Genomic DNA, 25,368 nt, shown 5'->3' with positions numbered 1-25,368 from the left:
CTTACAATGCGACGCAAGCAGCGTGAGCGAACGTTCGGCGTCGCCTGCTTTGATCCGACTTTTCTTCTCGTCCCACCGCGGGGATTCCATGTCCGATGCAACCGTTCCCGAATCTCGCGCCTATCGTCACGTCCAATGCGACAATGAAACGGTGGTCAGCGGTCAGCCCTTTGAACTTGTCTCCAATCCCATGTCAAGCATCACCCAGACCTGGTGCTCGGACTGCAACGGGTACTTCCCCATCTCGGACTACCAATGGTCCGATACCGGCGAAAACCTCTCCGACTACTTCGCCCGACACACCCAGAGTGCGACGGACATGCAGCGGTTCCTGTGTTCAAAAAAGTTCATGGTGATTCTGTGGATCATCGGGTTCTTGCTCTCAGCGCTGGGGGCAACCGTTCTGTTTGCCGACCAGGCGCTGTGGGTCAAGATCGTCTTCATCCCGCTGACCGGCTTGATCGGAGTCCTGATTGCGTCGGCGGTCTTCATTTCCGGGTTTGCCAACCCGATCACGCGCAAGGTCTGCGGCGTCGAAGACACGAGAACGCTGACGTGACTTCACGGGCGCCGATGACAACGGATGTCATCGCACGGGCGGCCTCGTGGAGGCATTGTTGAGACGGCGTCCGGGGACCGCTATAGTGATCGCGACCGACGTTGCGAGAGTTTCGCAAACTGGTCACGCGATCGGGACATCGGTCTTTCTTGCACAACGCACGATCACTGGGGGCATGGGGCAATGAATGGCAGTGGGCACGGCATGCTGGCGCGCAGCATGATGGGACAACGGGTGGGGCAACCGGCGATGGGACACGTCATTGGACGTTGGCTCATCCTCTTGGGTGCGATTGGCGCATTCGCATTCACGCCGCAGGCCAACGGTGGCGTGATCTACTTTGAAGACTTTTCGTTGCAGGATGGCAAAGGCGCCATCGGTCCATTTCCGACGCTGGATGTGTCCGGCGTGGATTGGACCATCGACATTTCCGCCGCCACCCTGGGCGCGGCAACCGATTGGTTTCAAGTCGTCGATGGACGCTTCGATGTCCGTGACGTTGACGGGCGCTCCAGTTGGCTGAGTCCGCTGATCGATCTGAGCGGCGTCGCCGGACCGGTGGAACTGTCGTTGTGGGCGGGAGAAGACGGGGATCTGGAAACGTCCGACTTTCTGGACGTGCTGTATTCGATCGACGGCGGTCCGTTCGTGCTGATCGAGAACTGGCAAGGTGCTGGGGCGGCCGGGGCGTTACTGCAGGGCCACACGTTGATCGGCGATCGCGCGATCGGCGGCGCCACCGATGATGCGGACTGGGGCGCGACCTTGGTCACCCAGTCGGTCTTTGCCGCCAACTCGCTTCGCATCCGTGTCGATGTGGATACCAATGCCAACACCGAACGCATTCGATTCGACGACGTGACCGTCCGCGCACCGACAGTTCCCGAGCCGGTGACAGTTCCAGAACCGGCGACACTGGCCAGTTTCCTCGCCATCGCGGTGGTGGCAGGCGGTTTGCGGCGGACGCGTCGCCGCGGCGAGCGTTGACAGCAAGAGCTTTCCGCCGCGGGTCGCTGCGTCGGTAGCCGTCCCGGGGTCGCCGATCTTCGAACCCGTAGTCGAGAAGGACCTGGCCCAGGAGAGACCTGGGCTGGGGAGAAACTGGCCCGAAAAGCCGTTCAGCGCAGCGCTGGGCAGTGCTCGGCAGCGAGGGCCCTGTCGGGACACGCGGCCTGGCCGGCTACAGCACGCGTTCGGCCACCAGCCGTTTCCGGTAGGGTCCGGAGTTATCGATGTGCCATTCGTGGGTGCCGCGATCCTTGTGTCGCATCAGCTCCAGCGTGATCCGGATCCGATAGGGATCCTTCGAGCGGTCAGCCGCCAGAACCACATCGGCTAATTGGCGACCGTAGTGGTAATAAACGTGGACGGGGCGATCCAAAATCCACTCGTGATCGGGACTGTAACCATTGACCAGCTCCATCACCGATTCGAGGTGCGACGGTTCCCCACCCAGTCCATTTCTCTCGTTCTCCTCCATCATCCGATCACGTGCCGCAAGGTCCTCCGCAAAGCGCTCTTCCAAGTTCATCGTGCGGTCGTAGCGGTTGATGTAATTCTTCAGCAGTTCGGAGGTGTAGGCTTGGTTTCCGGCGCTGGCAACCTTCACGAACTCACGGGCGAATTGTTCGGCCTGGGTGCCCAGGGTGTATTGCTTGAAGGCCGACCGGGCGAATCCCCAGGATCCAAACAAGACCGCCAGAAAGATGCCGATTCTGGCAGCCGTCGTCCCCACCGGAACCAACCGAGACTCGGTGCGCCGCAACGCGAACACGCCGAACAGCACCGCGGCGATCGCGCAGCCGATCATTGGCAGGGCGACAATCGAGAATCCGCTGATCAGGCCCAGGAGAAGTGAAATGAATCCGGAGACGCGTAGGGGGGCGTCGTCGGTCTCGGGTTCGAAGCCCGCTTCGGCACTCATCACGGCCCCGAGAGAGCGGGGGAGGTTCGTCTCAGTCGTCATCAGATTCGAAAGGGGATAATCATCAACAAGGGGAAGAAGATATCGTGGCAGCACGGCCGCCCGCCCGATGGGGCGCAGATCCAGCACACAGTCGCTACGACGCGCGGTCGACTCCGGTTTGCCTTTGGCCGTCAGATTGCCCGAAAATCTACGCAATTCCGGACGGACAGCAGCACCTTGAGGTCGCCGCGCTCGCCAGAGCGTGGAATACGCCGCAGTGCACGAGCCGCGTTGGCCTCAGGCTATTCCTAAAAATGAGTAGCGACGCTCGCCAGAGCGTGGCTTTCCGCCGCGATCGGGTTTTATGTGTTTTCAGACAGGGCCGAGCCGCGGGTTTCTCGCATCACCCGGTGGTTGGCGTCTTGCCGCTCATTGCGCCCTGCAAATCACGGTGTTTTTGATTCGAAGAGCCGCTGTCCGGCTAGGCCGCCTGGCGGGCCGCGCCGATTTTTTGCGATGGGTCGGCCGATTCCAGCAGTTCCAGCACCCTCTGGGCGGCTCGGCGGCTGGCGCCCGGACGGGCATAACGCTGACACAATTGCTCCAGACGCTGCTGTTTTTCCGCCAGCACCTCACCGTCACCGATCATTTGGTCGACGACACGGACCAGAAAATCGACGGCCGGGTTGGGGCTCCCGACCGAAACCATCTCCGGGAACGCCCGCTGGTCGCGAGGACGCTCCAGATCGGACGGGTCCATCAGGTTCGGCAGCGTCATGCTGTCGACTTTGACCACGCAATTGCCGAACGCGTACAAGAACCGGCCGACGCGGTAGAGCACGGCCGCGGGAGTGTTTCGGGCCATCAATTCCAAACTGACCGAACCGCTGACCATCATGGCGCACGCAGCCGATTCGATGATTTCGCTGGTCGCTCCGACGTAGAAATCGACAGGCAGGTCTGGTCCCGAGTTCAGCAGCGATTCACGGCACTCCTGGAGGTGTTTCTCGCGGTAGGCTGCCACGGCGAAGCGGACGTCGGGATGACGCTCGGCCAGTCGCCGGATGGCTTGCAGCATGATGGGCCAGTTTCGATGGACTTCGTGCGTTCTGGATCCAGGCAATACTGCAACGGTCCTGCCGCCGGTTCCGGCCGACGCATTCAACGCGTCCAACGTGGGTCGGTCGAGCTCGGTTTCGGCGACCGCGTCAAAAAACGGATGCCCGACGTACGTGCACCGCAGCCCATGGTCGGAGAAAAACGTTTGCTCGATCGGCAGAACGGTCAGCACGTGGTCCACGGTCGCTTTCATCTTTTTGATCCGCCATCCACCCCAGGCCCAAAGTTGCGGGGGACAGTAGTAATACACGGGGATGCCGAATTTTTTTGCCCGTTTGGCGATGTGCCAGTTGAACCCCGGGAAGTCGACCAGCACGACGGCTTCGATTTGACCGGAGGCGAAAACGGCTTCGGCCTGGTCGGCAAAGCGAAAGAACTGGCGCAGTTTGGGCAGAACTTCCAGCAGCCCCACGACGGCGTGACTGGTCAGATCCAAGTCCACGTCGCATCCGGACGCCGCCATCCGGGGACCGCCGAAACCGCGGAGACGCAATGACGGGTCCGCAAGCCTGAGGGCGTCGATCAATCGGGCGGCGTGCTGGTCGCCGCTGGGTTCGCCGACCGAGAAGAAAATGGTTTTGCTCATAGCCCGTGATTAGGCAGATCCCCTCGCGGCGTCAAGGGAAACGCACCGCCGGCGGCTTCGCGTGGTTGTCGGGCGGAGCCCGGAAGACAGTGGGTTCCAAGGCGGGAGCCTTGGAACCAGAAGGGACGGAGGATTATGCGCAAGCGCGGTGAGGATGGTCCCTCGTTCCCGGGCTCCTGCCCTGGAACGCCCTGGGTGCTGGCTCCGCCGGCGGCTTCGCGTGGTTGTCGGGCGGAGCCCGGAAGACAGTGGGTTCCAAGGCGGGAGCCTTGGAACCAGAAGGGACGGTGGAACCTTGGCACCAGGAGGCGTGCGGGCCGATTTGTTTTACAATAGCCCAAATTATCCATTTTCTCTGAGACCGTTCGATGGCCCGATCATTCTCGCTGTTGCTGTTTCTGGTGCTTGTCACGATCGGCCCTGGTCCGTTGTCGGCGGGCGACGACCCGCCGGACATCATTCTGATCATGGCGGACGACGTGGGCATCGAGGGGTTGGGATGCTACGGCGGCCAGTCCTACCGCACGCCCAACCTGGACCAGATGGCTGCCGATGGGGTGCGATTCACCCATGCCTACTCGCAACCGTTGTGCACGCCCACCCGCATCGAATTGATGACCGGGAAAGACAACCATCGCAATTGGCAGTCGTTTGGCATACTGGATCCCGGCCAGCGGACGTTCGCCCACGCGATGTCCGACGCCGGTTACGTGACCGGCATCTTCGGCAAATGGCAGCTGCATTCCTACGACCCACCGGAATTCGCCGGCGGATCGGCGCGACGGGGGACCGGCATGCATCCGAAAGATGCCGGTTTCGATCAATACGCGTTGTTCCACGCGTTGCACACCGAAGACAAGGGGTCTCGTTACGCCAACCCGACCATGTTGGAAGGCACGGCCGGTGCGCCGGGGACGTTGCAGATTTATCACGACCGCTACGGAGAAGACGTGTGGGTCGAAAAGATCTTGCAGTTCTTGGACACCCACAGCGACCGGCCGCGTTTCGTCTACTATCCGATGGCGCTTCCGCACTGGCCGTTTCAGCCGACGCCCAAGACAACGGGCTGGGACCCAAGCGTTCCCCAAGAAACGGATCTGAAGTTTGCCGGCGACATGATCGAGTACATGGACGTGGCGGTGGGGAACTTGATGCAAGGGTTGCGGGATCGTGACCTTGCCGCGGGAACCGTCGTGATCTTTTACAGCGATAACGGCACGCACTTGGAAGTCCACTCAATGCTTCGTGACGGCCGCGTCATCCAGGGCGGCAAAGCGATGCCGACTCAAACCGGGATCCATGTTCCGCTGATCGTGCATTGCCCCGACCGATTTCAGCCCGCCGTGGTGGACCGCATCGTCGATCCATCGGACTTCTATCCGACGCTGTTGGATCTGGCCGGTCGTCCCGATCTGGCAAAGCAAGCTTCCCTGGACGGGATCAGCTTTCTGCCACAGCTGCGGGGTGAATCCGGGCCGACGCGTGAGACGGCATTCTTCTGGTACGACCCGCGACCGGGCTGGGACAAAGAACGTTTCGGTCGCCACGTGTTCGCGCTCAATCGGACGCACAAGCTGTTCCGGGACGGTCGGCTGTTTCGATTGACCGACAAACCGTTGGAGGAAATTGCCGTCAGCGCGGCGGACGAGACCGAGGCTGACCGGGCGGCGAGCAAACAACTGCGCGCGGTGATTGACGATGCGATGGAGGGTGTCGAAGAGCCACCCCTGGTCGATGCGTTCGGCAATCCGATCGATCCCTGATCCGTCCAGGCGAAACGTTGGCCGCCCGATCGGGTTAGACTGTTGGGGAAGTTCATGGGTGGCAGCAATTCGAAAGGGGACAGCGATGCGATTGTTTTTCGGCGGATGCGGACTCAAGACCGGGGCCGCGGCGATTGTCCCATTGAGCTTCGTCTTCTGTTTGGCTTGCCTCAGCGGTGCGGCGATCGCGCAGGAACCCGCGGCCGACGATCCAGCGGATGTCTCCGCCGATGCGGACGGCGAGGATTCTCAAATGTCCGACACCGAGGCCCGGTTCCGCAATCTGGTGTGCACGCGGGCCGCCGACTTTGAAGATCCCAGTCAGGCCACCGCGATCGCAATGGTTGCCCGCGGCGGTTATCGCGATCAGCGGTTTGACGAACCGATTCGCGCAGCCATGGGAAACCTCTCCAATGAAAAAGACTGGGACATCGTCAAAGTCCAACTGGCCAATCAATTGCTGCCGTTTTCCACGCTCTCCAATCAGGAGCAGGTGGACCTGGCACTGAGTTGTTACGTTTGCTGTGACGAGCGCTTGCAGGCGTTGAATCAGATCAAACGGGATCGGCAACAGGTGATCCAACGCGATCAATTGCAGTTGCTACGCGAAATGCTGCGGAAGCGATTGCAAGGGATGCCCGATGCCACGACCGAAACGCTCTCCGAGCAACTGGAAGAAAATCCGCAGTCGCTGGCTTTGTTGTCGTTGGTGGAGTTGCAAGGCCTTTCCGGCGAGCAGCTGTTGCCGCACGTCATCGAGGCCGCCGCGTCGAAGGACGCCGAGGTCGCCTCCCAGGCAATGGTTGCGGCGGGCAACCTGATCGATCAGATCAAGGTTCAGCAGCAGTCCCAGCTCGCCCTGGCACAGGAGTCCGCTGCCGGGATCGATGAAAAGATGCTCAAGTACAGCAAACGGATCATTGCGCGGTATGACAAAAACAATGACGGCTCTCTGGTCCGTTCGGAGTGGCAGTCGATGTTGTTGAGTCCAGAAATGGCGGATCAGAACGGCGACGGCTTGCTCACCGCGGTGGAGTATGCCGTCTGGATGCAGGCTCGAAACAAAAGATGAGGCGTGTATTGGGGCGATGACCGCCGCGGCGGAAAGCGACGCTCTGGCGAGCGTCGCGACGCTCTTTCAGACAGAGCCTTTCAGACAGAGCCTCGCTGGACAACGCATTTTGCGTGAGCCGCGTGGCGCTAGCCGCGGATTCTCTCGCATCCACCGGCGGCTAGCGTCTTGCCGCTGATTGCACTGCAAATCACGGTGTTTTTGATGGGAAGTGGTGCTGTCCGGCTGAGCGGTTTGCGATTGCTAGCAACCGTTCGAAAACGTATGACGGCGAGCCGAAAAAACTGGCTTGGTGATTTTTTCGTCTTTTCGCTAAACTCGCAGGGCCGCGCTGCCGAGAGCTGCGATTTCTTGCAGGATTGATCTTCGGCGGCCGGGCAGAAGCTGCGGACGTCGGCGCGTGGGTCGACGTCCGACACGCGTGGTGACCGCCGCGAATCGGGCTATGAGAGCTCAGAGCGGATCGCCGCCTGGAGATGACGACGGAGCGAACACGGAGGGAACCGATGCCGGGCGAATCTTTTCGATTCATCCATGCCAGCGATTTTCATTTGGAAAGACCGCTGGGCGATCTGGATGAGCTGCCGCCGCCGCTTCGTGACAAGCTGGCGTCGGCGCCCCATGATGCCGTGCGAGCCGTCTTCGACGCGGCCCTGTCCAACAACATCGATTTTGTCGTGCTGTCCGGCGATCTGCTTCATCCGCAGGCGGCCGGGCCCTACGGCATGAACTTTCTGCTGGAGCAATTCCAGCGGTTGCACGATGCGGAGACACCGGTGTACTGGGCCGCCGGCGGCGCGGACGATCCGCAGAAGTGGCCGGAAGCCTGCGCGATGCCGCCCAACGTGACGTTGTTCTCCAAAGACCATCCCAGCACGATCGAAGTGTCGCGTGGGGGACGCACGATTTGTCGTGTGGTCGGTCGCAGCACCGACGGACGGGCGTCGCTGCACGTGCCGGGATATCAGAGCGAGGCCAGTGACGAGTTCACCATCGGCATCGGACACGGCGATGCGAATCTGGAAACCCTCTCGGAAGCCCGCTTCGACTTCTGGTGCTTGGGCGGCAAACACAACCGCGAAGAGCTGGAATCGGAAGGTGAAGTTGCAGCGCTCTACAGCGGCACCCCGCAGGGACGTTCGCTTGGGGAGACCGGCCCACACGGCTTCTCGATCGTCGATGTCGACGCGGAATTGAACCTGCGGGTTCATGAAATGCCGACCGACGTGTTCCGCTATTGCCAGGTCCGGCTGGATGCGGCCGACATCGCTGCGGTCGGAACGATTCACAACTTGATGGGCGAGCGGTTGGTGCGTCTGGAGCACGAAGCCGGCGGCCGGAACCTGATCATCGGCTGGGAGATCGTCGCCAGCAACGGCGAATCGCTTTCGGCAATCGGCGATCCGGAAGAGTTGTTGCAGTGGGTTCGACGCGAATACGGACACGGCGCCCCGGCGGCCTGGTCGACCCGGCTGCGGGTTCGTCCGCCGCAGAAGTACCCCAAGTCGTGGCACGAGGAAGACACGATTCTGGGCGATTACTTGCGCGTCGCCGCAGAGCATCGCAAGAAAGATTCCGCCGGCATCAACCTGTTGCCGATGACCGAGGAGCATCCGTCGCTGGCGACCACCGCGACCAGCCTGTTGGCCGAAGTTCCCGAAACACGCCGTCAAGAAACCTTGGACCAGGCGACGCTGATCGGCGTCGAACTGCTACGCGGCGGCAAGCCGCAGTGGGTGCAAACATCATGAAAGTCAAAGACCTGCAAATCGACGGGTTCGGCGTCTGGACCGGGCTGAGCATCGATTCGTTGCCCGATGGGATGACGTTGTTCTACGGACCCAACGAGGCCGGAAAGACGACGGTCATGCAATTCTTGCGTTCGATGCTGTACGGGTTCACGCCGGAGCGTCGCGAAAAGTACCTGCCACCCTTGTACGGCGGCACACCCGGCGGTGCGATTCGCGTGACCGGCCCCGGTGGCGGCTACCAGATCCGTCGCCACGCCCAGATGACCGATTCCAGCGTCACCGGCCAACTGACCGTGACCGGCCAGGACGGACTGGTTCAAGGCCAGCACCGGTTGAGCATGCTGTTGGGTCAGATCGACGAACCAATCTTTACCAACGTGTTCGCCATCGGCATGCGCGAACTTCAAGAACTCAACACGCTCGATGACACCGCCGCGGCGGACGAGTTGTACAAGCTTTCCAGCGGGCTGGATCGGGTGTCCCTGGTGGACGTGATTCGTTCGCTCCGCGAGGGCCGCAAGTCGCTGGTGGGCGGCTCCGCCAAACAGGCTCGCGAGGACGCCGACAAACTGGATTCGCTGCTGCGCCGCCGCGAACAGCTGCGGGATGAAGTTCAAAAGTTGACCGGCCAGAGTCGTCGCTGGAGCGAACTGGCCAGCTTGCGGCAAACCCAACAACAAGAGATCAACGACCTGGGCCAGCGGATTGCCGCGTGGGAGAAAGAGGCGCGGCACGTCGAAGCCGCCGTCAACGTGTTCGACCCCTGGCAGAAACGCCGCAAGTTGCGCGAAGAGATCAAAGCGATCGAGGCGGAGACCCATTTGCCCGATGAAGCGCCGGGGCAACTGGTGCAGATCGAAGCTTTGATCGACGAGCGTCGCAAGAAACTGGACGAGGTCAAGCAGAAGCGCAGAGAGCTGCGCGACAAGGCGGCGCAGCTTCCGGTCAGCCAACGGATGCTGGAGCTGCAGGGCCGGATCGAAGCGGCGACCGAGCAGGCCACGTGGGTCGAAGCGCTCGAAGAGCAGATAGCCAAGGTCGACACGCAAATCGGGAAAGCCCGCGGCCAGCTGGCGACCGACGCTGAACGGCTGGGGCTGAGCGACGAAGATCGTGAGTCCTTGCTGGATGGTGACCTGTCCCAAATGCCCGACCTGTCGCGGCAAACCCTGTCAGCGCTCGCCGGGCCCGCCAAACGCGTCAAGGAGCAGTTGTTCCTGCTCAAACAGGCTCGTGCCGAGGGCTTGGATTACAAGAAGCGGATCGACCAATACGAAGAAGAACTCGGTGAAGTCTTGCAGCGGACGCGTTCGGCGGACTTGCAGCAGGCGATCCGCGAAGAGAACGAACATCTGGCCTCGCTGCGCCGGCGGATGCAGTTGGGTGAGCACATCGAAAAGATCAAGCGGCACTACCGATCGTTGGAAAACGAATCGGTCGACCTGTCGACCGCCGAAGTTTTGCCGCTGGATCGATTGTTGCTGATGGGGCTGCCGTTCGTGGTCGGCGGCTGCTGTCTGATCGTGGCTTTCTCGCACCTGCTGGGATTGACCTGGTTCCTGGCCGGTGAACCGACACCGACCGCGGGCATGTTGTGGCTGTTCTTTGGCGCGATGTCGCTTGCCGTGTACTTCTTGAGCAAGCAGAACGGCCAGCGATCCACGGCCCAGGACCGGGAGGATTGTGATCGCCAGATCGACACGTTGCGGAGACAAATCCGAGAGCTGGAAGCCGAACGCGATGAAGTGGATTCGGACCTTCCAGGCAGCAGCCAGCCGATCGAGTTTCGCGTGCGGCAGGCCGAACTGCTGTTGGCGGATCTGGAGGCGACCATGCCATCCTACCACGCCCACGCGGCGGCCAAGCAGTCTTATGAAGCGGCCCGGGCCAAAGCGGTCAAGGCCGCTGAGCAGCTCAAGGCGGCCCGGCGGGAATGGACCTCGACGTTGAAGAAACTTGGGCTGGCCGATTCGATGTCGCCGCGAAGCGTGCGCAAGCTGAGCGAAGGCTACGAAACGGTGCAAAGCAGCCTGCGTCGTCTGGAAGAATTGCAAGCCGAGAAAGATCAGCGGGTCCGCGAACGACAAGGGCTGGCCAAGCGAATCGAATCGCTGTACCTGGAATCTTTGGAAGTCAACGAAGACGATCGCAAAGCCCAGCGACAAGCCGAGACAGCGACATCCGAAAAACGCTCCGACCGCGATCCGAGTCGGCCGCCTGCTTCCGCTCAAAACGAAGCTTCCGAGGCGCCGTCGCCGCGACGCGTCAGCCGTGTCGGACCGTTGGAGCAACTCAATCACTTGCAGGAAGAGTTGGCACGCCAGCAACACTGGATCAAACGTCGCCGCGATCTGAAAGAGCAGGATGCGCAGCTCAAGCGTCAGCACGCCGCTCACGCCCGTGCCATCGAACGCGGCGAACAACAGCGTCGCACGCTGTGGGCCAAGTGTGGCGTCGCCACCGCCGAGCAGTTCTACGAGATGGTCGACAGCAAGGCGAGTTTGGTGGAGTTGCGTGAGCAGTGGGAGGCGGTCGACAAACAGATCCGATCGATGATCTCCGGCAACCTGTCCTACGACGACGTTGCTGAACCGATCGAAGGCAGCAGCCAATCCGCTTTGGAAAAGCGGTGGGATCTGCTGACCACGCGCGTCGCCGAAACGCAGGAACGCATCGCAACGCTGCGAACCCAGCAGGGAGAATTGGCCGCCGACATGAAGCACCTGGCGGAAGACAACCGGTTGATGGTCGCCCAGCTGGAACTCGGTTGTGTCAATCGCAAGATCGACGGCGTTGCCCAACGCTGGCAGATTCTGGCGACCGCCAGTTGCCTGGTCGAAGAGGTGTGCGGCAAATTCGAACGCGAACGACAGCCGGAAACACTCCGCGAAGCGTCGTCCTTCCTGGGCCGTCTGACCGATGGCAAGTACACGCGGATCTGGACGCCGCTGGGAACCAACCAGCTGAAGATCGATAGCGCCGATGGAAAGGACCTGCCTTTGGAAGTGCTTAGCCGGGGAACGCGGGAGGCGGTGTTCATCGCGCTGCGGCTGTCTCTGGCCGCCGCGTATGCCCGCCGAGGCGTGATGCTGCCGCTGGTGCTGGACGACGTCCTGGTGAACTTCGACGGCGACCGTGCCCTGCACGCCGCCGACACCCTCCGGATGTTTGCAGAACTCGGTCACCAGGTTTTGATGTTCACCTGCCATGACCACATCGTGGAGATCTTCCATTCGATCGGCGTCGAGGTCCGTCAGCTTCCGGCCCAGGGCAAACCGGGGCGGGCAACGGTCCTGCTGCCCGAAGAGGTCGAGGACATTGTGTACGAGGAACCCGAGCCGATCGTCGAGGAACCCGAATACGAGGAAGAGCTGGTCGTGGAAGAACCGCTGCCGGAGGAACCTGGACCGGAACCGGAGCCCGAGTTGGAACTCGAGCCGGAACCCGAACCGGAGCCGGTTCAGCCGCCACCGCCCAAGGTCGTCGTCGTCGAAAAGACGCGTCCCGCTCCGCCGCCACGCACCGTGGTGAAAACGGTGTACGTGCCCCGAGAGCCGGAGCCCCCGCGCGAGCCACCGGAACCGGAACCGTCGCAGGGACGTCCTCAACCGGCGATCGGTTGGGCCTGGTTCGAAAGGGAGCCGGCTGACGGGAAAATCAGCACCGAGGAGCGCGCGGCCAAAACTTTGAACGCCGCTCATCGAGCCATCAACGACGAATGGTTTGATGACCAGGCGGATCCCGAGGACATCCCCGAGGAGATCTGGAACCGCAACAACGCCTGGTGGGACGGTAGCCGGGTCACCACCTGATGCCGCGATTCGCCCCCTCGTTCCCGGGGTCCCGCCCGGGAACGCGCTGAACGCTGGCTCCGTCAGCTCTGCTGATCGTTCGCCGGCGGAGCCGGCAAGACAGTCGGTTCCAAGGCGGGAGCCTTGGAACCAGGGCAAACTATCGCACCGGATCCAATCCCAGCGCGCGGCGCAGCAAACCGATCTGGCCCGCGTGGATGTGTTCGTGCAGCGGACAGAACAGGATCGCGCCCAACTTGATCGGGTAGGCCGCGTACGGCATGTCGACCGGTTCCAGCAAGACGTCGGGCGCGAGTGATTCCAGCTCCGAGAGTCCCGTCTCCAGCACCTGGGTCAGCCGATCCCGCAATTCCGCCGGCGTTGGTTGTCCGGCGGGATCAGCCTTCGGCTCGGATGACCGCCCGTAAGCTTTGCGGAACCGCCCCGGAATCAGGTCCAGGTCTTCCGGGCGACGGCCACGGATGCGAAACATCAGCAGCCCATATTGGGCGACAGCTAGGTGGCCGACCTGCCAGGCGATATGCGTCGGCAGGCCCTCCGGAATCGTGAACCACGATGCTTCGGGAGTGGCGTCGAGCAGCTGCAACGTGTACTGGCGGGCGAATCGGATTTGCTCGATGGCAGCCGACAAGATTTCGGTGGCGGCCGCCGGTGTCGGCAGGGTCGGTGTCGGAGAGGAATCATTCATGACGCCGATGATACCAGAGCCCGGGAAGAGGAAAACGCGTCCAACGCGGATCCAACTCGCAGCCGGCCAAGTCGCTACCGTCGACAGACGGTGGCGGTGACGCAAACTCCACGCCCGGGCTTGTCCCGTATCCCTGGCAAGGATCGCGATCGCGAAGTGATGCGGGCCAATAAATCAGTTAGCCGGCCGCCCGCTTTTCGGCGGAGCGTCGCGGCTTGCGGGCCGGCTTGGCCACCACGTGGATCTCCGGGATCACCGTTCGCCCGCCGTGAAAGGTGCGCCGGCCGTCGATGGTGTGGTCAAACACGAACACGCCATCGGTCGCCCCGGCCCGGGGTGAGACGCGGAGGATTGCCGGGTGGCCGCACTGGCAGCAACGGACCCGCAGCCCGTGGCTGTCCAGCATCTCGTGGATCGACTGGGCCAGGGCGCGATTGGCTTCCAGCGATCCCAGCGAACGGCCGGTCATCTGGCCCAGCTGGGCCTGGATCGCCAGCCGGATTTCACGCTGCAAACGGCTCATCTGCCGTTGCAAATCGCCGAGCAGATCGGCGGCGAGGGCGGCGTCGGTTTCGCCGGGGGACGTTTCGCTGGAGGACTCAGTCATTTCTGTAGACAATCATATACAAACTGTATAAACTGTCGAGCCGAATCGGGGAAAACCCTCGGAGTCGCCTCCGCGGCAGTCCCGCAGCGGCAGGCGGCGTCGGCCCGATCGGCGCCTGCTTGGTGGCCGGCCCAGCGGACTGCTCGGTGGCCCATTGAAACGCTCGGTAGCCCAGTGGCCGATTCCGGTTTGTCCCTCCGGTGCTGCTTGCAGGTCAACGTGGAAACGTAATTCGCTTTTCAGTACTGTCGCGTTTGCCGTTGTTTGTTCCCCCTCTTTTCCGTGCTCGCCACAGCTGATCCATGTCGGTCAACCAACAAACCGTCGAAGAAACCAAGGCGCAGATCCGCGGCCTGGTCAATGAGATTGCCTCGTTGGCAAAAAGCGGAGCCACCGCGGAGGAGTTTTATCCCGAGCTGCTTTCCCGGATCATCACCGCGTTGGCCGCCGCCGGCGGAGCGATCTGGCTGCTCGACGACGACAAGCACCTCAAGCTGCAGTACCAGATCAATGCCGAGCCGTCGATTCTGGCCGATGACACCGACGACTCGGTGCGTCACTCCCGCTTGATCAGCCGCGCGGCCAATGCCGGCCAATCACTGTTGGTGCCTCCCTACAGCGGAACCAGCGACGGCGAATCGGGTGGCAACCCGACGCGTTACCTGTTGGTGCTCGGGGCCCTGGCCCACGACGGGCACAAGGACGGGTTGATCGAAATCTTTCAACGCCCGGACACGGCGCCGGAGACGCAGCGTGGTTACCTGCGGTTTCTGGAGCAGATGTGTTCGCTGGCCGCCGAGTGGCTGCGGAGCCAAAAGCTTCGATCGTTGGGCGATCGACAAACACTTTGGCAGCAGGCGGACTCGTTCGCCCGAGCGGCGCATGAGTCATTGGACTTGAAGGAGACCGCCTACGTGGTGGCCAACGAGGGACGCCGCCTGATCGGTTGCGACCGCGTCAGCGTGGCGATCAAGAAGGGACGCAAGTGCAAGGTCGAAGCGATCAGTGGCCAGGACACGATCGAAAATCGTTCCAACATCGTCACCGCGCTCAACCGGTTGGCCACCCGCGTGGTCGCGGCGGGGGAACCGTTGTGGCACGACGGGGCGACCGAAGATTTGCCGCCGCAGATCGAAGAAGCGCTGGAAGATTACGTCGACCAATCCTACGGCCGGAACATCGCCGTCCTGCCGTTGCGCGAGCCGCAACGGAAACTGGGGGGCGAGGAAGAGGGCGCCGCCGGCGAAATCGATCGCGATGACGCCCACCGCGGCGAGGTCATTGGGGCGTTGATCGTCGAGCAGATCGAGACCGACATCCCCCAGGAGATCTTTCGGCAGCGCTGCGACCTGGTCTATGAGCACGGCACGCGGGCCATCGCCAACTCCCAATCGCACAGCAACCTGTTCCTGATGCCGCTGTGGCGTCTGCTGGGCCGGGCCACCTGGATCCTCAGAGCCCGAACGTTGCCCAAGACGTTGGCCGTGGTGGGGCTGATCGCCGCCGTCATCGCGGGCCTGACGTTCATCAAAAAGGACTTCAATCTGTCGGCCGAAGGAACCTTGGAGCCGACGGTCCGGCGCCAAATCTTCGCAGCCATTGACGGTGAAGTGATCGACGTCCTGGTGCAACGAAACAGCAAGGTCACGGCCGGTCAGGAGCTGGTCCGGCTGCGGAATCCCGACATCGCCATCCAGTTGGAAGAGTTGGAAGGGCAATTGCGCAGCGCACTGGCCGAATTGCGGAAGGTCAAAGCGCAGCAGTACGGGCAACTGGAACCGGCCGACCGGACCGCGTTGCAGGGCCAGGAATTCGAGTTGGAAACCAAAATCGAATCGCTTCGTAAGAAATTGGCACTGCAGCGGGAACGCGAGTCGCAATTGATCATTCGTTCGCCGATCGACGGCGTGGTCACGACCTGGGACGTGGAGGACACCCTTCGCAGTCGGCCGATCATGACCGGCCAGGTGTTGCTGGAAGTCGCGGACTTGAGCAAGCCCTACTCGCTGAAGCTGGAGCTGCCCGAAAAACGCGAGGGGCACCTGGACCATTACGTCAAGGAGCGCGGCGGCGACGACGACCTTCGCGTGACCTACATCCTGGCGACCGATCCGACGATGGATGCCTTGGAAGCGGCATTGCCGGTCACCAGCATTTCGAATCGGGCGGAGTCCCACGAGGAGCACGGGGCGGTGATCGAAATGGAAGCTTTGCCGAGCCAGACGCCGCTGCGGGACCTGTCGCCCAGCCCCGGTGCCTCGGTGATCGCCAACATCCACTGCGGCCGCGCGGCCAGCGGTTTCGTGTTCTTCCACGAAATCTATGAATGGCTTTGCAAGTTCTTCTTCTGACCGCGGCGTCGTCTTGGCGCCGGCTTCCACGGCACGACTGCTTTCCACGCACAACCGTTTTTCTCCCATCCGGACTGATCGATCTGATGTTTCAACGAAACGCCTTTCTCTACGGCGCCTGCTGCGGAACGCTGTGCGCCCTGTTGACCATGGTGGCGCCCGCGATCGCCCAGACGCGTTTGCCGCAATCGGACGACGGGATCCTGGTCGAGAACTGCATGGTTCGATACATCAACAAGACCAAGGTCCCGGCCGAATCGCAGGGCAAGTTGACTGAGCTGATGGTCGAAGAAGGGATGGCGATCAAGGCCGGTGACGTGATCGCCGTGGTCGACGACAAACCCGCGCGGCTGGCCCTGGACGTCAAGAAGGCCGAGGAACTGGAGGCCAAGCTGAATGCCCAGAATGACGTCAACAAGCGGGACGCGGTCAACAGCGAACGGATCGCCGCGGCCGAGGCGCAAACCTACAAGGAGCTGCACGAGAAAGGCGCCACGCCCTACCTGGAAATGAAAAAGAAGCAGTTGGAAGCCGAGCGGGCGCAGTTGCGAATCGAGTTGGCCGACCTGAACGAAGACACGGCGTTGGCCGTGTACATGGGCAAGCAGGCGGCGTCAAAGATGGCCGAATACGACATCGAGATGCGAACCATCCGGGCCGAATTTGATGCGTTTGTCGAAAAACGCATCGCGCAGCTGGGCGAGTGGGTCCAACCGGGCAGCCCGATCGTCGAACTGGTTCAAATGGACCGCATCCGCGTGGAAGGGTTCATTGACGCGATCAATTATGCCGGTCAGGTCCGCAAGGGGTCGCCGGTGGTCGTCACCGTGATCGTCGGCGGGACGCGCGACAATCCGGTCACCAAACGCTTTGAAACCACCATCGACTATGTCAGCACCGAGCTGGATTTGAAACATCGTCATCGGATCTGGGTCAGCATCCCCAACGAACCCGTGGGCGACGGCTGGTTGATCAAGCCGGGGATGGAAGCTTCGATGCGGATCTTGCCCGGTGACGCCCGGCCGGACGGGTTGTTCTAGCCGCAGCCCGGTTCGCAACGCCGGCCGCCTCAACCGGCCGACCGCTTCGTAAGTCGCCAACTGTGACTCAATCATGCCGACTGCGTCGGTAACGCTGACCGCTCCTCTTCCGCCCTTCGATCCCGCGATCCATGACCACACTCGCCGAATCCCTCGTTAGCAGCTCTTCCAGGCCGCTGACGGTGCGCACGCGACCGGACCTGGTTGCCAGCCGGCACCGCTATCAGGGAACCGGTTACTGGGTGGTCAAGGAGCCGGTGGGGTTGCAGTACTTTCGTTTTCACGACGAAGAGTACTTCATCTTGAACATGCTGGACGGACACGTCAGCTTGCAGCAGATCAAGGACGGTTTTGAACAGCGATTCGCGCCGCAGAAAATCACCTTCGGCGACCTGCAGCAGTTCATCGGGATGTTGCACCGCAGCGGGCTGGTGATCAGCAATTCACCGGGGCAGGGAAAGGCCTTGCGCTACCGGGGTCGAAAGAAGAAGACCAAGGAGACGATGGGCAAGCTGGCCAACGTGTTCGCGTTGCGTTTCCGTGGTTTCGATCCCGAACGGATTCTCAACGCGATCCTGCCCTGGTTCGGCTGGGTGTTCACCGTCCCGGCGTTGATCTTCTTTCTGGCCCTGATGGGTGCCGCCTCGCTGTTGTTGGCGACCCAGTACGAGACCGTTTACTCACGGCTGCCGACGTTCCAACAGTTTTTCGCCGCCGACCGCTGGCTGATTCTGGCGGCGACGATGGCGATCGTGAAGGTGTTGCACGAGTTCGGCCATGGGCTCAGCTGCAAGAAGTTCGGCGGGGAATGTCACGAGATCGGCTTCATGCTGCTGGTCTTCACGCCGTGTTTGTACTGCAACGTGTCCGATTCCTGGATGTTGCCCAACAAATGGAAACGTGTCTGGATTGGTGCCGGCGGGATTTACGTCGAAATGATTCTGGCGTCGATCGCGGCGTTCGTGTGGTTCTTTACCGAGAACGGTTCGACGTTGAACGATCTGTGTTTGAACATGATGTTTTTGAACGTCGTCAGCACCGTGCTGGTCAACGGCAACCCGCTGCTGCGGTTCGACGGTTACTACATCCTGATGGACATCCTGGAGATTCCGAACCTTCGCCAGAAGAGCACCGAAGTGCTGAAGCGCTGGTTCCAAAAGACCTGCCTGGGTCTGGAATTGCAGGACGACCCGTTTTTGCCGACGCGTGGGCGGTTGTGGTTCGCGTTGTTCACGGTGGCCAGCGTGATCTATCGCTGGGTCGTCGTGTTTTCAATTTGCTGGTTCGTGATCAAGGTGCTTGAGCCCTACGGGTTGGAAGTCATCGGTCGGATGGTCGCGATCATCGGTTTCGCCGGGTTGGTGGCTCAACCGGTGATCCAAACGTGGAAGTTCTGTCGAACTCCTGGGAGACTTTCAAAAGTGAAACGATTCAATGTGGCGGTCAGCTTGTCGATCGTGGCCGCGGTGCTCGCGGCGGTCTGCTACATCCCGCTGCCGCACCACGTCGACTGCGCCTTTGAGATCAGGCCGTCCGAGTCGGGTCGGGTGTACGCCGGTTCCGCCGGCCAGATCGTTCGAACCGTCCGCCCGGGCCAAGTGGTCCAGGCCGGAGATGTCCTGGCGGAGTTGAAGAACCCCGATCTGGAATTGCGAATGGCCGATCTGGAAATCGAAGAAACGGTTGCCCAGACGCAGTACGAGAATCTGCAGAATCGCGTGTTCGGTGACCGGGCGTTGGCCGGCCAGCTGGAAACGCAGCTCGAGATCCTGGAGTCGGTCCGCGAGTTGAAGAGGAAGACGCAGGCCGAGATCGATCGGCTGACGATCCGCGCCCCGATCGCCGGAGTGGTGATCCCGCCGCCGCGTCGCGCTGAAGAAGAGACGCCTCAGGGGCAACTTCCGTCCTGGAGCGGATCCCCTCTGGACCCGCAAAATCGTGGGGCGATGTTGACGTCGGATGACTTGATTTGCGAAATCGGAAACGCCGAGGACTACGAAGCGGTCTTGGCAATCGATCAGGGCGACGTCCAACTGGTCCGCGAAGGCCAGTCCGTCGACATGAAATTGGACTCCCGCCGGCTGGAAACTTTTTCCGGAATGATCAGCGAGAAATCACGCGAGCCTTTGCGGATGACGTCCACCTCCATGGCCAGTCAGACGGGCAGCGATTTGCAAACCGAGATTGACCCCGCGACCGGACAGGTCAAACCTCGCAGCGTTACCTACCAGGCCCGCGTCCCACTCGAGATCCAGTCGGCCGACCTGCCGATGCGTCCCGGTTACCGCGGAAGCGCCAAGGTGCATGTCGATAAGAAATCGCTGGGGCAACGGCTGTGGCGCGTGATCGCGCAAACGTTCAATTTTGAGTTCTGAAACGACCCGCCCTTCAAGCGGACCCCGACTGCGGACCGCGACGCCCTTGTCGTCCCCCTTCCCCAAAAACCACCGACCTAGTCCTGGACAACAACAACCTGACAACTCACCGCGACGCCTGAATTTACCCTGGGGATCGGTTTTCGCCCCGACGGGTGGCCGTTAGATTGAACGGCGCCCCGGCGGAGAATTCGGTCCCCCCACCCAAGTCCCTTTTGTTTTTGCGCGGTCCTGCAAACTACGCAGCTTCGATCGCACCCCCAACCCCTTGTGGAGATATCTCTTCGATGGCTGATGAATCCAAGAAACCTGAAGCAGCAGCGCCGCCGGCCGAACAAGCCCAAACGCAGTCGCAGCCGGTCCAAGTCCAAGTCAATGACGACAACACGCTGGCGACCTATGCAAACTTTTGCCGCGTGACGGGATCTCCCGAAGAGCTGATCGTCGATTTCGGTCTGAACCCGCAGCCGATCGGCGTCCCGAAGGATCCGATCGAAGTCAAGCAGCGCATCATCGTCAACTTTTACACCGCCAAGCGTTTGCTGGCCGCGTTGCAGATGTCGATCGCGCGTCACGAAGCCGTTTTCGGTGTGTTGGAAACGGACATCAACAAACGCGTCCGGCCCGGTCTGGGGCAACAGCAGCAGGCCGCCAAGCCGGCCGCCGCCGAAAAGAAATAGCGTTTCGGCAGCTGTCCGGCGCCGCTGTGGGAAGTTGCTGGGGGAATCGTCCCCGGGCAGCACGGCCACGGCACTGACGACCCGTCCCCGGCACCCCATGCCGGCGGCCAATCACTCAGAACCGCGTGTCGATTTGCAGGCACGCGGTTTTTTGTTTTCAGCCGTGGAGGACCTCCGCGGGGATGCCATGGTTGGCGTCACGTTTTCAGTTCATTGAATCTTACGGAAGACCCCAGGCAATGCAGTATCCCTTGCAACTTCGCTTCAAACTGCTGACCTTGGGCCAGCGGATCACCGTGAACGATGCCGGTGACAACCTGGTCATGTTCATCAGCCAGAAGTTGTTCAAATTGCGTGAAAAGGTCGAGATCTTTGGCGACCATTCGCGGAGTGAATTGTTGTTTCGCATCGAAGCCGATCGGGTGATCGATTTCTCGGCGAACTATCACTTTTCCGACGCGGAAGGAAATGTCTGGGGCGCGGTTCGTCGCAAAGGAATGAAATCCCTGTGGGCGGCCCACTACGAGGTGATGCAGGATGGCCAGGTCGACATGACCATCCGTGAAGAGAGTCCGGTCAAAAAGCTGATCGAGAGCGTCCTGGGGGAGATCCCGCTGGTCGGACTGGCCGCGATCTACTTGCTCAATCCCAGCTACATCGTCAGCCGGCCCGACGGCACGCCGCTGCTGCGACTGACCAAGCACCCGGCGGTTTTTGAGGGGAAATTCAGCCTGCAAAAACTGGCCGAGATGCCCGAGGACGATGAACTGCGGTCGCTGCTGGCTCTGCTAATGCTTGTATTGCTGGAACGTGGACGCGGCTGACGGATCCTTGCGGGGGGGCTGTTTTACCTCTTTCACGACCTTGCTGATCCGGGATAATGGGAAAACTTTGGCGGGCCTGTCATCCCGATGGCGATTGCCTGCCCGGAAGGACTTCGGATTCGGCCGCAAGCCAGCCGGCTCCGCTTCCACCATTCTTCCTGCCCCCCACTAAGATTCCTGGAGTATCTGATTTATGTCTCGACTCATGATGCCACTGACCGTGTTCGGTCTCCTGCTCGGTTTTGCCGTTTCGGCTTCGGCTGCAACGACCGAAGGCCTGGAACAGGGCGATCCGATCGGTGCGTTTTACGTCACCAAGGTTGCTGGCGCCGAAGACGACGGCGTGGAACAGGGTGAACAGCTTTGTTATCGCTGCAAGTACGGATCGCGACCGATGGTGATGGTCTTCGCCAGAGACACCGGCGACAACGTCCAGAAATTGGTAAAGGAAATCGACTCGGCCGTCACGGCCAATCAGGAAGCCGAATTGAAGGGCTTGCTGACCCTGCTGGGCGATGACGCTGCCAAGCTGAAGGAATCCGCGGCCAAGGTTGCCAAGACCAGCAACGCCAAGAACGTTCCGGTCGTGGTCGCCAAAGACAACGTCACCGGTCCGGCCAGCTACAAGATCAACGAGAAGGCGGCCGTCACCGTTGTGGTTGCCAACGACAGCCAAGTGGTTGCCACGCACAAGTTTGACACCGCCGACAGCGTCGACGTCGCCGCAATCATGGGCGAAGTCAAAAAGATGCTCAAATAGTTGCGAGTCGCCGATTGCGTGCAGCTGTTAGCAAGCGCGATCGGTGTTGCTTGACAACGAACACCGCATTCGACCACGGCCGTCCTCGCCGGACGGCCGTGGCTTGAATGCCTTCTTCCGAAGAAGCTGGCCGGATCTGTTCGGTCGCATCTTTCTTCCTGGCGTTTCCCTTGCGGGGCGATGCCTTCACGCCGGCTTGCCATGGATTTTCATCGCAAGGCCGAAATCTTTGTTGCTGTCGGATCTCTTCTTTCGACGCGTCAATCGATTCGAGTGGTGGCGGTGTTTGACGGCCAGCATCACAGCCGTCCAGCGGTCAACTTGGCGAAATGGCTTGGGTCGACTGTGGCGTTGATCCGCGCCCAGAGCACGTCCGACCGGAACCGATTTCATCCGCCCGACGATCGTGGCTGGGACTCACCGGTTTGCGGTTTCCAGGGTTCGCGGCGTTCGTCATGCTTGGATCATGAACTGGATCCTTCTGAGCGTCATTTCCGCAGTGTTGCTAGGTGTTTATGACGCGTCGAAGAAGTGGTCCGTTCGCGACAACGCGGTTCCGGTGGTGTTGCTGATCAGCGTGGTGATCGGTGCGGCGCTGTATCTTCCGCTGATCGTCTGGTCGCACCTCGCACCCCACAGCGTGCCGCTGCGGTCATTTGCTGTCGCGCCGTTGTCTTGGGATCGACACGCGTTGATCATGGCAAAAAGTGTTTTGGTGGGGGCATCGTGGACGTTCGCTTTTTCAGCGCTGAAGCACTTGCCGCTTTCAATTGCGGCGCCCATTCGCGCGACCAGTCCGTTCTGGACGATTCTGATTGCGATCGTTTTCTTTCAGGAACGACCGTCCCCGCTGCAATGGTTCGGGATGGCGATCGTACTGTTCGGGTTCTGGCAGTTCACCCTGGTGGGCCGTCGCGAGGGCATCCGTTTTGCCAGTGACCGCGCGGTGTTCCTGATGGTTGCGGCGACGCTGTTGGGTGCTTGCAGTTCGATCTACGACAAGTGGTTGCTGCAATACGCGGGCTTCGCGCCGGTGACGATGCAGGCTTGGTTCACCGTGTACCTGGTCCCGGTGATGATGCCGTTGGCCTTCCGCTGGTATCGCCAGGAGAGGGAACACATTCCGTTCCGGTGGCGGTGGAGCATCGCGGTGATCAGCCCCTTGTTGATCACCGCGGACTGGTTCTATTTCGTGGCCCTTTCGGATCCCCAGGCGATGATTTCCATTGTTTCGGTGCTCCGCCGTTGCAGCGTGGTGATTGCCTTGGTCTTCGGGGCTCGGGCCCTCAGCGAGGCCAATTTCCGGGCCAAGGCGGTTTGCGTCGCCGTGATTCTCGTGGGCGTGCTACTGTTGACTTGGCACGGGTGACGCACGCCGGAGGCCGTTTGGAGCGGCGTTTGGTATGGTTTTCAGGGTTGTGCGGCCGACGTATGCTGGAGCGATTGTCCGGTAACGACTTTTCGCCGCGAATCCTCTTCAACCGGTTTTGAGCAAGGCGGGTGGCAGGACGCCGCCACCATCGTCCCATGAGCGAGTTTCTGCTTTATTACAAGCGGCCGGACCCCACCACATGGGTCTATCTGTCATCGTTCCTGACGATCGGTTTGTTCTTTGTGTTTCACCGGTTTTGGAGCGTCCGCAATCTGGACATCGTCCTGTTGATCCTGCTGGCACCCGGACTGTTGATGGTGCACGAGGGTCGGCGACGCCACCTCCGCGAGGTGGAGTTTGGCGAGATCGCCATCCGCGAAAAGGCGCGGCAAGAAAACGACTCCGGGTCCGAGCTGCCGCCACTTTCTGAAACCTCTTCGCAGCGGAAATCCTCCCGGCGGACGTTGCCTCGCCCGGAGTTCGACACCACGGCGATGTTGGTCCGCACCTATCCGGTTCAAGAGCAGGATGCCGCGACGGTTGACACGGTCGAGTCCGAGTCGCCCGCGGACCAGCCCGGGGACAAGCCCGCAGACCAGCCCGAGGACGCTGCCAAGCAAACGGAATCCCCACCGACGGAAACCCCGACAGCGGACTCGCCGGCGGAAACGACCGAAGCGTTGTCGATCCAGGAAGAAACCAATGTGCCATTGGTCACGACGCCCGATGCGCTGGACGAACGGTTGGAAGCGACCGCGGAAGATCCGGACCCAGATGCCACCGACGCCGAACTGTCCGCAAAGCAGTTGCAACGTAGCGGCTTCATCCTGCTGTTTGCGGTCGAATTCGCGATCCTGATCCGGTTGTTGATCGATCCGCTGATGGTCCGCCGACCACTGTTGGATCCGAATCTGACGGTGGGCGGTTTGTATTTCATCAGCATTTCGCTGTTCATCTTCATGATGGCCAACGTGGCCACCAGCACGCCCCGGATGAAGGTCTGGCAAGGGCCACAACTTGGTCCCGGGTACGCGTTGATGCACCGCTTGCCGACGATCACGACGCGCCCGGTCAGTACAGCGTTGGCCGGCGAGGAGCCGGCCACTGAAGATGAGTTGGACTTGAGCAGTCGGAGCTGGACCATGCTGGCTCGGATTCTGGCGATCACCGCCCACCTGGCGATCGTGGTGGGCGTGGTGCTGATCGGCAACCGCCACTTTGGAAATGTCCGTGCCGGCGTCGGCTGCGCCACGCTGTATTTGATGCTTCCCTACACGGCCCAGATGACCGGCCGCGTCGACCATGCGCTGCCCGCTGCGCTGCTGCTGTGGGCGGTGTTGAACTACCGGCGTCCGTTGATCGCCGGGATTTTTCTGGGGCTGGCGGCCGGCCTGGTGTACTACCCGCTGTTCCTGTTGCCGCTGTGGTGCAGTTTCTATTGGCAGCGTGGCGTGCGGAGGTTCGCCGTCGGCGTCTTGGCGACGTTATCGATCTTGATGATTTTGTTGACCGTCGGCGGTACCGATTCGTTCGTCGATCATCTCCGCCGCATGTTCGGCCTGTTCGTTCCCACGATGGAACCGCGTGGCATTTGGGGGTTGGGATGGGACCCGCGGTGGCGGCTTCCGGTGATCGTCGCATTCGGGATCCTCAGTTCCCTGTTCGCCGCATGGCCCTCGCCGAAGAATCTGGGCACCCTGATCGGGTGCTCGGCCGCGGTGATGGTCGCGGCCCAGTTCTGGCACGGCTATGGCGGCGGCTTGTACATCGCCTGGTTTTTGCCCCTGCTGTTGTTGACGATCTTTCGTCCAAACCTGCAGGACCGCGTGGCGCTGAAGGTCGTTGACCGCGGAGCGGCCGGCCCGGCGCTGGCGTCGGACTCGGTCAGCGATCTGCAAGCGATTTGACGATTGTCCGAAAACCGTCCGGGCGTGTTCGCCGGTCGGCTTCATCTGACTTCTCAAAACCGTTAAAAGACCCTTGGGAACGCCGACTTTGGCAAAGGCCGGTCGCCGCTGTTTAAATGGGGCACGGCTTCGTCGGCTCCGACGCCGTGGAGTGTCGCGGTCGGGACGTTGCGTTGAGTAACCAGAAGAGATGTGA

Annotated in this window: 18 protein-coding genes; 14 read left to right on the top strand and 4 right to left on the bottom strand. The window is 61.4% G+C overall.

The window, feature by feature from the left end:
* Window positions 1–88: 88 nt before the first annotated feature.
* Together FYK55_RS19370 and FYK55_RS19365 are read left to right on the top strand one after the other, a co-directional pair.
* Window positions 89–559 (top strand): hypothetical protein, encoded by a 471-nt coding sequence (locus tag FYK55_RS19370; RefSeq protein ID WP_150078094.1) that lies wholly within the window; start codon window positions 89–91, stop codon window positions 557–559.
* A gap of 183 nt (window positions 560–742) precedes the next feature.
* Window positions 743–1,546, top strand: a complete 804-nt coding sequence (locus tag FYK55_RS19365; protein WP_161604629.1) for a PEP-CTERM sorting domain-containing protein — start codon at window positions 743–745, stop codon at window positions 1,544–1,546.
* Between the two features lie 193 nt (window positions 1,547–1,739).
* On the opposite strand, the gene FYK55_RS19360 is transcribed toward FYK55_RS19365, so the two are convergent.
* Complete coding sequence (locus FYK55_RS19360; RefSeq protein WP_150078092.1) at window positions 1,740–2,525, bottom strand: hypothetical protein; 786 nt, start codon at window positions 2,523–2,525, stop codon at window positions 1,740–1,742.
* A gap of 421 nt (window positions 2,526–2,946) precedes the next feature.
* Window positions 2,947–4,170 carry a lipid-A-disaccharide synthase gene (gene lpxB / locus FYK55_RS19355; protein ID WP_150078091.1) on the bottom strand — a complete coding sequence of 408 codons (1,224 nt, stop codon included), beginning with the start codon at window positions 4,168–4,170 and terminating at the stop codon, window positions 2,947–2,949.
* A gap of 368 nt (window positions 4,171–4,538) precedes the next feature.
* Here lpxB and FYK55_RS19350 point away from each other — a divergent pair, with 368 nt between their 5' ends.
* The 4 genes from FYK55_RS19350 to FYK55_RS19335 all read left to right on the top strand — a co-directional run bounded on the left by FYK55_RS19350 (window position 4,539) and on the right by FYK55_RS19335 (window position 12,568).
* The gene (locus tag FYK55_RS19350) at window positions 4,539–5,933 is read left to right on the top strand and encodes a sulfatase-like hydrolase/transferase (protein ID WP_150078090.1); all 1,395 of its coding nucleotides are present in this window, start codon (window positions 4,539–4,541) and stop codon (window positions 5,931–5,933) included.
* Between the two features lie 85 nt (window positions 5,934–6,018).
* On the top strand, window positions 6,019–7,005 hold the full coding sequence (locus FYK55_RS19345; RefSeq protein ID WP_150078089.1) for a hypothetical protein: 987 nt from the start codon (window positions 6,019–6,021) through the stop codon (window positions 7,003–7,005).
* A gap of 506 nt (window positions 7,006–7,511) precedes the next feature.
* Window positions 7,512–8,756: a metallophosphoesterase family protein gene (locus FYK55_RS19340; protein WP_150078088.1), complete on the top strand. Its 1,245-nt coding sequence runs from the start codon at window positions 7,512–7,514 to the stop codon at window positions 8,754–8,756.
* Window positions 8,753–12,568 carry an ATP-binding protein gene (locus FYK55_RS19335; RefSeq protein WP_150078087.1) on the top strand — a complete coding sequence of 1,272 codons (3,816 nt, stop codon included), beginning with the start codon at window positions 8,753–8,755 and terminating at the stop codon, window positions 12,566–12,568. The genes FYK55_RS19340 and FYK55_RS19335 overlap by 4 nt, the downstream gene beginning before the upstream one ends.
* 139 nt (window positions 12,569–12,707) lie before the next feature.
* Here FYK55_RS19335 and FYK55_RS19330 read toward each other — a convergent pair whose 3' ends face one another.
* A complete protein-coding gene (locus FYK55_RS19330; protein ID WP_150078086.1) occupies window positions 12,708–13,256 on the bottom strand; it encodes a DinB family protein in 549 nt (182 codons plus the stop codon).
* Window positions 13,257–13,434: 178 nt separating this feature from the next.
* Window positions 13,435–13,863, bottom strand: coding sequence for a hypothetical protein (locus FYK55_RS19325; RefSeq protein ID WP_150078085.1), 429 nt, complete (start codon window positions 13,861–13,863; stop codon window positions 13,435–13,437).
* A gap of 302 nt (window positions 13,864–14,165) precedes the next feature.
* Here FYK55_RS19325 and FYK55_RS19320 point away from each other — a divergent pair, with 302 nt between their 5' ends.
* The 8 genes from FYK55_RS19320 (at window position 14,166) to FYK55_RS19285 (ending at window position 25,172) form a co-directional block, all read left to right on the top strand.
* A complete protein-coding gene (locus tag FYK55_RS19320; RefSeq protein ID WP_150078084.1) occupies window positions 14,166–16,214 on the top strand; it encodes an efflux RND transporter periplasmic adaptor subunit in 2,049 nt (682 codons plus the stop codon).
* A gap of 86 nt (window positions 16,215–16,300) precedes the next feature.
* Window positions 16,301–17,254, top strand: a complete 954-nt coding sequence (locus tag FYK55_RS19315) for an efflux RND transporter periplasmic adaptor subunit (protein ID WP_235908820.1) — start codon at window positions 16,301–16,303, stop codon at window positions 17,252–17,254.
* 131 nt (window positions 17,255–17,385) lie between these two features.
* On the top strand, window positions 17,386–19,629 hold the full coding sequence (locus FYK55_RS19310) for a hemolysin D (protein ID WP_235908819.1): 2,244 nt from the start codon (window positions 17,386–17,388) through the stop codon (window positions 19,627–19,629).
* A 287-nt stretch (window positions 19,630–19,916) separates the two neighbouring features.
* Window positions 19,917–20,309 carry a DUF3467 domain-containing protein gene (locus FYK55_RS19305; RefSeq protein WP_150078083.1) on the top strand — a complete coding sequence of 131 codons (393 nt, stop codon included), beginning with the start codon at window positions 19,917–19,919 and terminating at the stop codon, window positions 20,307–20,309.
* Window positions 20,310–20,548: 239 nt separating this feature from the next.
* Window positions 20,549–21,133, top strand: coding sequence for a hypothetical protein (locus FYK55_RS19300; protein ID WP_150078082.1), 585 nt, complete (start codon window positions 20,549–20,551; stop codon window positions 21,131–21,133).
* Window positions 21,134–21,326: 193 nt separating this feature from the next.
* Window positions 21,327–21,893, top strand: a complete 567-nt coding sequence (locus FYK55_RS19295) for a hypothetical protein (RefSeq protein ID WP_150078081.1) — start codon at window positions 21,327–21,329, stop codon at window positions 21,891–21,893.
* A gap of 466 nt (window positions 21,894–22,359) precedes the next feature.
* Window positions 22,360–23,262, top strand: coding sequence for a DMT family transporter (locus FYK55_RS19290; RefSeq protein WP_150078080.1), 903 nt, complete (start codon window positions 22,360–22,362; stop codon window positions 23,260–23,262).
* 158 nt (window positions 23,263–23,420) lie between these two features.
* A complete protein-coding gene (locus FYK55_RS19285) occupies window positions 23,421–25,172 on the top strand; it encodes a hypothetical protein (protein WP_235908818.1) in 1,752 nt (583 codons plus the stop codon).
* Window positions 25,173–25,368 lie beyond the last annotated feature (196 nt).

It is taken from the genome of Roseiconus nitratireducens, from assembly GCF_008629675.1.
In the GTDB taxonomy this organism is placed as follows: Bacteria; Planctomycetota; Planctomycetia; order Pirellulales; family Pirellulaceae; genus Stieleria; species Stieleria nitratireducens.
Note: the sequence above shows the minus strand (reverse complement) of the source record. Positions and strands in the feature narration are given on the sequence as shown.

Coding starts and splice junctions, on each gene's coding strand:
- FYK55_RS19370 (WP_150078094.1), top strand. CDS start 89: ATGTCCGATGCAACCGTTCCCGAATCTCGCGCCTATCGTCACGTCCAA.
- FYK55_RS19365 (WP_161604629.1), top strand. CDS start 743: ATGAATGGCAGTGGGCACGGCATGCTGGCGCGCAGCATGATGGGACAA.
- FYK55_RS19360 (WP_150078092.1), bottom strand. CDS start 2,525: ATGACGACTGAGACGAACCTCCCCCGCTCTCTCGGGGCCGTGATGAGT.
- lpxB (WP_150078091.1), bottom strand. CDS start 4,170: ATGAGCAAAACCATTTTCTTCTCGGTCGGCGAACCCAGCGGCGACCAG.
- FYK55_RS19350 (WP_150078090.1), top strand. CDS start 4,539: ATGGCCCGATCATTCTCGCTGTTGCTGTTTCTGGTGCTTGTCACGATC.
- FYK55_RS19345 (WP_150078089.1), top strand. CDS start 6,019: ATGCGATTGTTTTTCGGCGGATGCGGACTCAAGACCGGGGCCGCGGCG.
- FYK55_RS19340 (WP_150078088.1), top strand. CDS start 7,512: ATGCCGGGCGAATCTTTTCGATTCATCCATGCCAGCGATTTTCATTTG.
- FYK55_RS19335 (WP_150078087.1), top strand. CDS start 8,753: ATGAAAGTCAAAGACCTGCAAATCGACGGGTTCGGCGTCTGGACCGGG.
- FYK55_RS19330 (WP_150078086.1), bottom strand. CDS start 13,256: ATGAATGATTCCTCTCCGACACCGACCCTGCCGACACCGGCGGCCGCC.
- FYK55_RS19325 (WP_150078085.1), bottom strand. CDS start 13,863: ATGACTGAGTCCTCCAGCGAAACGTCCCCCGGCGAAACCGACGCCGCC.
- FYK55_RS19320 (WP_150078084.1), top strand. CDS start 14,166: ATGTCGGTCAACCAACAAACCGTCGAAGAAACCAAGGCGCAGATCCGC.
- FYK55_RS19315 (WP_235908820.1), top strand. CDS start 16,301: ATGTTTCAACGAAACGCCTTTCTCTACGGCGCCTGCTGCGGAACGCTG.
- FYK55_RS19310 (WP_235908819.1), top strand. CDS start 17,386: ATGACCACACTCGCCGAATCCCTCGTTAGCAGCTCTTCCAGGCCGCTG.
- FYK55_RS19305 (WP_150078083.1), top strand. CDS start 19,917: ATGGCTGATGAATCCAAGAAACCTGAAGCAGCAGCGCCGCCGGCCGAA.
- FYK55_RS19300 (WP_150078082.1), top strand. CDS start 20,549: ATGCAGTATCCCTTGCAACTTCGCTTCAAACTGCTGACCTTGGGCCAG.
- FYK55_RS19295 (WP_150078081.1), top strand. CDS start 21,327: ATGTCTCGACTCATGATGCCACTGACCGTGTTCGGTCTCCTGCTCGGT.
- FYK55_RS19290 (WP_150078080.1), top strand. CDS start 22,360: ATGAACTGGATCCTTCTGAGCGTCATTTCCGCAGTGTTGCTAGGTGTT.
- FYK55_RS19285 (WP_235908818.1), top strand. CDS start 23,421: ATGAGCGAGTTTCTGCTTTATTACAAGCGGCCGGACCCCACCACATGG.